At 60.8% G+C, this 9,730-nt stretch carries 7 protein-coding genes and 1 pseudogene; all 8 read left to right on the top strand.

The genetic code is table 11. The annotated features are described in order from the left end of the window. A partial coding sequence (locus B3V69_RS03570) for a DUF4194 domain-containing protein (RefSeq protein WP_296443868.1) occupies positions 1-423 on the top strand: 423 nt, incomplete at its 5' end. Positions 424-574: 151 nt separating this feature from the next. After that, positions 575-3,934: an ATP-binding protein gene (locus tag B3V69_RS03575; RefSeq protein WP_296443883.1), complete on the top strand. Its 3,360-nt coding sequence runs from the start codon at positions 575-577 to the stop codon at positions 3,932-3,934. A gap of 113 nt (positions 3,935-4,047) precedes the next feature. Then, positions 4,048-5,283, top strand: a complete 1,236-nt coding sequence (locus B3V69_RS03580) for an AAA family ATPase (protein WP_296443869.1) — start codon at positions 4,048-4,050, stop codon at positions 5,281-5,283. A gap of 3 nt (positions 5,284-5,286) precedes the next feature. Further along, the gene (locus B3V69_RS03585; RefSeq protein WP_296443871.1) at positions 5,287-5,931 is read left to right on the top strand and encodes a DUF4276 family protein; all 645 of its coding nucleotides are present in this window, start codon (positions 5,287-5,289) and stop codon (positions 5,929-5,931) included. Positions 5,932-6,040: 109 nt separating this feature from the next. Beyond that, the gene (locus tag B3V69_RS03590; RefSeq protein ID WP_296443873.1) at positions 6,041-7,258 is read left to right on the top strand and encodes a Wadjet anti-phage system protein JetD domain-containing protein; all 1,218 of its coding nucleotides are present in this window, start codon (positions 6,041-6,043) and stop codon (positions 7,256-7,258) included. A gap of 36 nt (positions 7,259-7,294) precedes the next feature. Beyond that, on the top strand, positions 7,295-8,302 hold the full coding sequence (gene cbiB / locus B3V69_RS03595) for an adenosylcobinamide-phosphate synthase CbiB (protein ID WP_296443877.1): 1,008 nt from the start codon (positions 7,295-7,297) through the stop codon (positions 8,300-8,302). Continuing rightward, positions 8,302-9,330, top strand: coding sequence for an aminotransferase class I/II-fold pyridoxal phosphate-dependent enzyme (locus B3V69_RS03600; protein WP_296443879.1), 1,029 nt, complete (start codon positions 8,302-8,304; stop codon positions 9,328-9,330). Before cbiB ends, B3V69_RS03600 begins: the two co-directional genes overlap by 1 nt. Then, positions 9,327-9,730 (top strand): annotated as a pseudogene (locus B3V69_RS03605) (cobyric acid synthase CobQ); the annotation flags it as partial. The gene B3V69_RS03600 and the pseudogene B3V69_RS03605, both read left to right, overlap by 4 nt.

Here is a 9,730-nt window from a genome sequence, read left to right on the forward strand (position 1 = left end):
GCGCCCAAGTTGCCGCGTCTGGTGGCGCGCCGACCCTTGAGTTTTCAGGTGAGCTTGCTGTTGGCGCTGTTGCGCAAGAAGCTGGCCGAATTCGATGCCAGTGGCGGTGATACCCGCCTGATTCTGTCGCGCGACGCGGTGGTCGAATTGGTCCGCGTCTTCTTGCCCGCTGGCAGTAACGAATCGCGCTTGATGGACCAGATGGAAACGCAGCTCAACAAGATCATCGACCTGGGTTTTGTCAGGCGCTTGAAGCCGCAAGCCAGCAGTGCCGGGCGCGCGGCGCAAGAGCCGGTGTACGAGGTGCGCCGCATCCTGAAAGCCTTTGTCGATGCGCAATGGTTGGCCGAATTTGACCTGCGCCTGGCTGCGTATCAGGCGCAGCTCGCAGAACCTGGCCTCGGGAAGGTTGATGATGAGTGATCACATCACCAGCGGGAGCCAAGCGGATCCCGTTCGCCCCGAACCAGTCGATGGGACAGGTCTGGCACAAAACAGTTCAGGCGCCGCGCGAACCGTGAGTGAGCCGGAACTGGATTTCAGTGCCCATGAGCCGCCGTCCGGCTTTCGCCTGATGCGCTTGGAAGTACTCAACTGGGGCACCTTCGATAAGAAAGTCTGGACGCTGGAGTTGGGCGGTAAAAATGGGTTGCTGACTGGCGACATTGGCTCCGGCAAGTCCACGCTGGTCGATGCCATCACAACCCTGCTGGTGCCGGCCCAACGCATTGCCTACAACAAGGCAGCCGGTGCCGATGCGCGGGAACGTTCGCTACGTTCCTATGTGCTGGGCCATTACAAATCCGAGCGCAACGAGGTCAGCGGCAACGCCAAACCGGTGGCCCTGCGGGACCAGACGAACTACTCGGTGATTCTGGGCGTGTTTCGCAACGACGGGTTTGACCAGACGGTGACGCTGGCGCAGGTGTTCTGGATCAAGGACGCCGGTGGCCAACCCGAACGCTTTTATGCCGTCGCGGAAAAGCCCCTGGCGCTGGCCATCGACTTCGCCAACTTCGGCACCGACATTGCGCAACTTCGCAAACGCTTGCGCAAGAACGGCGTGGCGCTGTTCGACAGCTTTCCGCCTTACGGGGCGCATTTTCGCCGCCGTTTTGGCATCGAGGGCGAGCAGGCGCTGGAGCTGTTTCACCAAACCGTGTCGATGAAATCGGTGGGCAACCTGACCGATTTTGTGCGCCACCATATGTTGGAGCCGTTTGACGTGGCGCCGCGCATTGCGGGCCTGATCGCGCACTTTGACGACCTGAATCGGGCCCATGAAGCCGTGCTCAAAGCCAAGCAGCAGGTGGAGCTGCTCTCGCCCCTGGTGGCGGACTGCGACCGGCATGCCGCGTTGCTGGCGGCCACTGACGAACTGCGCGCTTGCCGGGAGGCGCTCAAGCCCCACTTCGCCGGGCTCAAGCTGGCCTTGATTGAGGCGCGTCTGGAGACGCTGGCCGACAACTACAAGAGTGAGAGCACTAAAGTCGAGCGGCTTGAAATACACAAAACAGGGCAGCAAATTCAGGAACGCGAGTTGCGCCTGAGCATCGCCCAAAGCGGCGGCGACCGCATTGCCCACCTGGACGCGGAGATTGCGCGTAGACAGCTTGAGATTGCGCGACGCAAAGGCAATGCAGCGCGTTACGACGAGTTGCGCCGAAAACTGAGCCTGCTGCGGGTGAGCAGCGCGGAAGACCTCTCCGTGCAGCAGCAAACCTGTGTTCAAAAGCACGAGGTGGAAACCAGCCGTGCCGTGGAGTTGCAAAACGAGCGCAACGAACTGGGCGTGACCTTTGCCCAGGGGCGGCAAGAGCATGAGGCCTTAAGCGCCGAGATCGCCAGCCTGCAAGGTCGGCGCAGCAACGTCGAGGCCCAGCAAATTGCCATGCGCGCGGCCCTGTGCCAGGCCCTGAAACTGCGTGAAGACAGCATGCCCTTTGCGGGCGAGTTGATCGAGGTGCGCGAGGAGGAGCGCGACTGGGAGGGGGCCGCAGAGCGCTTGATGCACAATTTTGCGCTCTCCCTGCTGGTGCCAGAGGCTCACTACGCGAAAGTCGCCGAATGGGTTGATCAAACCCACCTCAAAGGCCGTCTGGTCTACTTTTGTGTGCGATCGGCCAAACCGGCGGAGTTGCCCTCTGCGCATGCCGATTCGCTGGTGCGTAAGCTGACGCTCAAACCTGACTCGCCGTTTTACGCCTGGCTGGAGCAAGCCGTGTGGCAACGCTTCAACGTGGTCTGTTGCAGCACCCAGGAGCAGTTTCGCCGTGAACCCAAAGCCATCACCCGCGCCGGGCAAAGCAAAGGCGGCGAGCGCCACGAGAAGGACGACCGCCACCGCATTGATGACCGCAGCCGCTACGTGCTGGGCTGGAGCAATACCGCCAAGCTGGACGCGCTGAATGGCAAAAAACGGGGGCTCGAAGGCCGGCTGGTGCATACGGGCAAGCAGCTCAGTGACTTGCAGATTGAACAAAACGAGATCAAAGAGCGCCTGGATACCCTGTCCAAGCTGGTGGAATACCGCGACTACGCTGAACTCGATTGGCCCGTCATTGCGCTGGAGGTGGCGAAGCTGGCGGATGAACTCGCTGCCCTCAAAGCAGCCTCCGACGTGCTCGTGGCTCTGACAAAAAGCCTGGGCCTGCTGGAAGCGGAGCTGGAGACTACCGAAAAGCAGCTGATCGAACAGCGTGAGCGGCGTGCCAAAACCGAGCAAAAAACCAGCGACATGCAAGCGCTGCGCCGTCAAACCGAAACGCTGCGCGCAGACTCGGATGCGGCCGAGAGCCCTGGTACGGATGAACGCGCCGCGATGGCGAAGCAGGACTCACTGGCAATGCGCCTGCTCACTCTGCAAAGAGAGATTCTGGGCGAACAGACTCTGAGCATCGAATCCTGTGACAACCGGGAGCGCGAGATGCGTGATGGGCTGCAAAAAGCCATTGACGCCGAGGATGGCCGCATCAAGCGCTTGCGCGACAAAATCATCGACGCCATGCGCAGTTTCAGCATCCGCTATCCGCTGGAGACGCAGGAGTTTGACGTAGCGGTGGAGTCCGCCGGCGACTACCACACCCTGCTCGACAAGCTGGCTGCAGACGACCTGCCGCGTTTTGAAGCACGCTTCAAGGAGCTGTTGAACCAGAACACCATACGCGAAGTGGCGCAGTTCAGTACCAAGTTGAACAATGAGCGCGAAACCATCAAGGAACGCATCGCCCGCATCAACCAGTCGCTCACGCAGATCGATTACAACCCGGGCCGCTACATCGTGCTGGAAGCGCAACTGGCGACGGACGCCGAGGTGCGCGACTTCCAGACCGAGGTGCGCGCCTGTCTTGAGGGCTCGCTTTCGGGCTCCAACAATCACAACGACGAGAGCCAGTATTCAGAGGCCAAGTTCCTGCAGGTCAAGCACATCATCGAGCGGCTGCGCGGCCGCGAAGGGCAGGGCGAGCAGGACCGGCGCTGGACCGCCAAGGTGACGGATGTGCGCAACTGGTTTGTGTTTGCCGCCAGTGAACGCTGGCGCGAAGACGACCGCGAGCACGAGCATTACTCGGACTCGGGCGGCAAGTCGGGTGGCCAAAAAGAGAAGCTGGCCTACACCATTCTGGCGGCCAGCCTGGCCTACCAGTTCGGTCTCGCTTGGGGCGAAAAGCGTTCGCGCAGCTTTCGCTTTGTGGTGATTGATGAAGCCTTTGGCCGCGGTTCGGACGAATCGGCGCAATATGGTTTGAAGCTATTCCAGCAACTGAACTTGCAACTGTTGATCGTCACGCCACTGCAAAAAATCCACATCATCGAGCCCTTTGTCGCCAGTGTCGGTTTTGTGCATAACGAGGAAGGGCGGGATTCCAAATTGCGCAATCTGAGCATTGAGGAATACCAGGCGGAGAAGAGCCGTGCGGATTTCGCGAAGTAGACTGAAGATTAGTTCGACAAAATGAAAATCCAACTGTTCGGTTTTTCCGAACAGTTGCCAACACGCAGAATTTGAAGTGATGACTTGGGTAACAACCCCATAAAGGACAGAACATGGCATTGATCGAAGGTTTCCGCGTTCAAAACTACAGGGCACTGCGTGACGTGACGGTAGGCAAACTCTCGTCCCAGCAAGGCGGAGCGCCGCTGACGCCATTCACCGTTGTCATTGGCAAAAATGGGGTGGGCAAAAGCACCTTGTTTGATGCCTTCGGTTTCGTGGCCGACTGCCTGACACACGATGTGGAGCAGGCCTGCGACATGAAGCAGCGCGGTGGTTTTGAGCGGTTGCGATCCAGAGGCACAACCGATCCGATTCGGTTCGAAATTTATTACCGTGAGGCCAAGGGCGAACGGCCGATGACGTATGAATTGTCGATTGCGTTGGACGAAACGGGTCGTCCCTTTGTTGAATCCGAGGTTCTCAAACAACGGCGTAAAGGTCAAAGTTATGGCCGCCCTTACCCATTTTTGCGTTTGACCCATGGCAAAGGCATGGTGTGGGCGGGAGAAGAGGCGGTCGAAGTTGAAGGTGTGGAGGAAGACCGCGCCCAGGCATCTGTTGAGCTGACCGACCTTCGTCAATTGGGCATTGCCACGCTGGGTACGCTCAAGGAGCATCCTCGCATCAAGCGCTTTCGAGACTTTCTCAAAGGCTGGTATCTGTCGTACTTTTACCCGGACGCCGCACGCGGCCTGCCTTCGGCCGGGCCGCAGAAGCATTTGAACATCCACGGTGACAACATCGGTAACGTGGTGCAGTTCATGGAGCAGCGTGAGAACACAGAACGTTTCAAGCTGATACTGAGCCGCATTGCCGCCAAGATTCCTGGCGTCAAGAGCATCGATACCAGGGTAACGGACGACAAGCGGGTGCTGCTGCGTTTCAACGATGGGGCATTTGCCGACCCCTTTTTCGCGCAGCAAATGTCTGATGGCACGCTCAAAGTGTTTGCCTACCTGCTGCTGATGGAGGACCCTGAGCCGCCGCCCTTCATCTGTATTGAAGAGCCCGAGAATGGCCTATACCACAAGCTGCTGGAAACTCTGGCGCATGAGTTTCGTGCCCATGCCAACGGCAAGAAAAATGCGCCCCAGATATTTGTGACGACTCACCAGCCCTATTTCGTTGATGCCTTGTCGCCGGATGAAGTCTGGATTCTGGAAAAGGGGTCGGATGGCTATTCGGTTATCCGGCGGGTTTCTGATCTGGAGATCGTGAAAAACCTCGTGGACGAGGGCTTGCCTTTGGGTGGTCTTTGGTACAGCGATTACCTGGAGGCGAGCTAGGCCATGCACATCGAGGTTTTGGTGGAGGACAGTTCCGGGGAAAGGTTGCTGGCACAACTGCTGCCGCAAATCCTGGGCGAGCAGGGTACGCCGCATACTTGGCGGCTCAAAGCCTACAAGGGCATTGGACCTATCCCGCAAGGCCTGACGGCAAAGGCGGACCCAGCCAAACGCATTTTGCTGGATCAATTGCCCCGATTGCTACAGGGCTACGGCAAAACACCGGGCATTGATGCAGTCGTCGTGGTACTGGACGTGGACCGGCGAAATTGCCAAGAGTTTCTGCAGGAGTTGAAGTCGGTTGCTGAAAGTTGCAACCCGGTGCCGCGCACGTTGTTCCGGCTGGCCATTGAGGAAATGGAAGCGTGGTATCTGGGGGACCGCTCAGCCTTGCTGAAAGCCTACCCGCGCGCCAAGCGCGATGTGCTGGACCGCTACGTGCAAGATAGTGCGTGTGGTACGTGGGAGTCGCTGGCCGATGCTGTGCATGCGGGCGGCGCTGCGGCCATCAAAAAAACCGGCTGGCCGCAGTCCGGGAACATAAAGCATGAGTGGGCTGAAAAGATAGGCCCTTTCATGAGCCTCAATCAAAACGCATCGCCCAGTTTTGGAAAATTCCGTGACGGCCTGACGAGAATGATCTCGTAAAAATGACGGGTATGTTGATGGACTTTTGCATCCCCGACATCGTTACTTACGGCATGGAGGAATACCGGGCGAAAACGGGTCGCGTGGCCCCCGCTGACAAGGCGGCCGCGTGAACTGGACTACGCCCGCTGACCTGCGCGCCCAGGTGCAAAAGCTGTGGGATAAAGGCGACCTGCTGCGCCCTTGCGTCCAGGGCGATGCCATGCCCCCCCGGCGCTTGCGGCTGGTGGGGCCGACATCGACCGAGCTGACTGAGCGCTTCGACGAAGTGCGGGCGTGGATGGTGGATTTGCGGCGCACCTCGCCTCCGCATAGCGCGCCGCGCTTGCGCATCATCCTGCGCGAGTTCCGGCATCGCGTGCTGGGCAGCAACGCCGTGCCGGACGAGGTCTGGCTCGACTCGCTGGATGACGCGCTGGCCTTGATCGGCAAGCAAAAAGACTGCAAGCGTTTCACCAGCCTGGTGCAACTGACCCGCGAGCAGCAGCCGGCCTTGTTGCCGTGGCTGGAAAAGCGGCCCCTGAATGCGCTGGCGCTGGCCGATGTCTGGTCGCGCCTGCTGGCGGTCGTGTCCTGGCTACAAGTTCATCCCCGACCCGGTATTTATTTGCGGCAGGTGGACCTGGCCGGAGTGGACAGCAAATTCATCGAAGTGATGCGGGGCGTGCTCTCGGAACTGCTGGACCTGGCTTTGCCCTTGGATGCCATCGACCCGCGTGCCACGGGGGCCAGCCAGTTTTGCCGCCGTTACGGCTTTCAAGATAAGCCCTTGCGCATCCGATTTCGCCTGCTGGACCCACGTGTGGCGCTGCTGCCCGACGCGTGTGAGCAGGACATCGGCGTGACCCAGGCCGCGTTTGAGCGGCTTGACCTACCCGTCAGCCGCGTGTTCATTACCGAGAACGAGGTCAATTTTCTGGCCTTTCCGCCGCTGCCGGGCAGCCTGGTGATCTTCGGCGCGGGGTACGGTTTCGAGGTGCTGGCCGGTGCCCGCTGGCTGCTTTCGCGCAGCATTTATTACTGGGGCGATATCGACACCCACGGTTTTGCCATCTTGGACCAACTGCGTGCCCGGTTGCCTCAGGTGCAATCCTTGCTGATGGACAAAGCCACCTTGCTCGCCCACGCCACGCAATGGGGCGACGAGCCGCAGCCGTTGCTGCGTGACCTGTCACGGCTCACGGTCGAGGAACGTGCCTTGTTTGACGAGCTGCGCGACAACCGGCTGCGTGTGGGCGTGCGCCTGGAGCAGGAGCGTATTGGTTTTGGCTGGCTGCAGCAGGCGCTGGCGGCCTTGCCTCAGGAAAATCAATCCAACCCACGTTGACGGCACGCCTTTATGTCCTTCACTTTGTCACCGCTCATGAGTTTGGGTTTACCGACGCTTATTTTTTCCATCGCGCTCTTGCTGGCGTTGGTGATCGACCACTATCTGGGTGAGCCCCCCGTGCGCTGGCATCCTGTCGTGTGGATGGGACGGTACTTGGCTTGGGCGGGACGGCTCCTGCAGCGTTTGAGTCGTCAGGCGCCAGAAAATGCTGCTGATTTCAAGTCTTTTTGGCTTGGAGCCCTCGTGTGGATTGCGGGAATAGCTATTGTTTGCATAGCAACATGGGCGTTGCAAAAAAGCATGCTGGCGCTACCCGATGCGTTAGGACCACTTTGGGGTGGCCTGCTCGCGGTGCTGCTGCTGGGCTTGGCGTTCAAGCCGATGCTGGCCTGGGCGATGTTGCGTGGCGAGGTGCTGGCGGTGGAAGCGGCCTTATCTCCGGCACAAGGCGGCTCGCTGGCGGCCGGGCGCGAACGCTTGCGCTGGCTGGTCAGCCGCGATGTGACGCAGTTGACCGAAGCCCAGGTGCGCGAGAGCGCCATTGAGACACTGGCGGAAAACCTGAATGACTCGGTGGTGGCGCCGATCTTCTGGTTTGTGCTGCTGGGCCTGCCGGGCGCGGCGCTTTACCGGTTTGCCAATACCGCCGACGCGATGTGGGGCTACCCCGGCATCTACAAAGAGCAAAACTGGGAATGGGCCGGCAAGTGGGCCGCCCGCGCCGACGATGTGTTGTCGTGGCTGCCGGCACGCCTGACCGCCTTGTTACTGGCAGGCGTGGCGGGTGACTTGTCGTTGACGGCCTTGCGCGTGCAAGCGCGGCGCACGCCTTCGCCCAACAGCGGCTGGCCGATGGCGGCGATGGCCTTGGCATTGGGTGTGAGTCTGCAAAAGCCCGGCGTCTATGCGTTGAACGTGGGTGGCCGTGCACCGCAGGCGGCAGATACGCTGCGCGCCGCTGTGCTGGCATCAAAAGTGGTCGTAGCCCTCGTATTCATTGCGGTATCCACTATTGTTCTTGTAGCGTTCTGGATGCTGTGATGAACATCGTTGAAGCATCATCGCAGCGCATCCATGGTGGCCCCGACGCCTTGGGGGTGCCGCGTTTTGATTTCTCCAGCAACAGCAACGCCTGCGGCCCGTGCCCCATCGTCCTGGCTGCCGTGCAACAGGCCGACGCCACGTATTACCCCGATGCCAGCTACGCCACGTTGCGTGCGCGGTTGGCCGCTTTTCATGGAGTGGAGGCGCAGCGCGTGTTGCTGGCGGGTAGTGCCAGCGAGTTCATTTTTCGCATCACCGCCTGCATGGCGCAACAGGGCGAGAGAGATGGCCAGGGCAAGGTGTGCCTGCCGCCGTACAGCTATGGCGACTATGCGCAGGCGGCGCAGGCTTGGGGTTTGGGCCTGACGGCGCAGCCCATGGAGGCACAACTGGTGTGGGCGTGCGAGCCGTCGAGCCCGCTGGGTGGGGCGCACGCATTCTGGCCGGGCGTTCTTCCCGCGCCGGTGGTGCTGGACCGTGCCTACGAGCCCTTGCGCCTGAGCAGCGCACCGTCTTTGACAGAGGCCCAATTGGCGCAGGTCTGGCAGCTGTGGACGCCCAACAAGGCACTGGGCCTGACCGGCGTGCGCGCCGCCTACGTCATTGCGCCGCTGGGCGCGCAGGCCACCGTGGCCGCGCTGGAGCGCCTGTGTGCGTCGTGGCCACTGGGCGCGCATGGCGTGGCGCTGCTGCAGGCTTGGGTGCAGCCGAGGGTCCAGGCCTGGCTGGCAGGAAGCCTGCCCGTCCTGAGAGACTGGAAAGCACGGCAGGTCGCCATGTTGCAAGCCCTGGGTTGGACCTGCCTGCCCAGCGATGCGAATTTTTTCTGTGCTCGTCCGGGGCAAGCCTTGGACTTGAACCGCTCGCGAGCAGCGGGTATCAAGCTGCGTGACGCCGCATCGTTCGGCTTGTCCGGCCATGTGCGGATCAGCGTGCAGCCGCCCGCCGCGCAAGACGCCCTGAAAATGGCGTGGCAATCTATGGCAACACCCGCCCCAAACTCCACCAACAGGGAAATGACATGAGCGCCAAATGTGTGATGGTGCTCGGCACCACCAGCGGTGCCGGCAAAAGCTGGCTCACCACCGCCCTGTGCCGCTACTACGCGCGTCAGGGCCTCAAGGTGGCGCCCTTCAAGGCGCAGAACATGAGTAATAACGCACGCGTTGTTCAAGAGGGAGAGATCGGTAGCGCCCAATACTTTCAGTCGTTGGCGGCCCGCGCCGTGCCCGATGTGCGCATGAACCCGTTGCTGCTCAAGCCCGAGCGCGACACCCACAGCCAGGTCGTACTGATGGGGCAGGTGGACGAGGCCTTGACCCAAATGCCTTGGCGCGACCGCAGTGCCCGCGTCTGGCCGGTGATTGCCCAAGCGTTGGATGAATTGATCGCCGAGAACGACGTGGTGGTGATCGAAGGCGCCGG

Origin of the sequence: Rhodoferax sp. UBA5149, from assembly GCF_002413825.1 — a bacterium.
Classification (GTDB): domain Bacteria; phylum Pseudomonadota; class Gammaproteobacteria; order Burkholderiales; family Burkholderiaceae_C; genus Rhodoferax.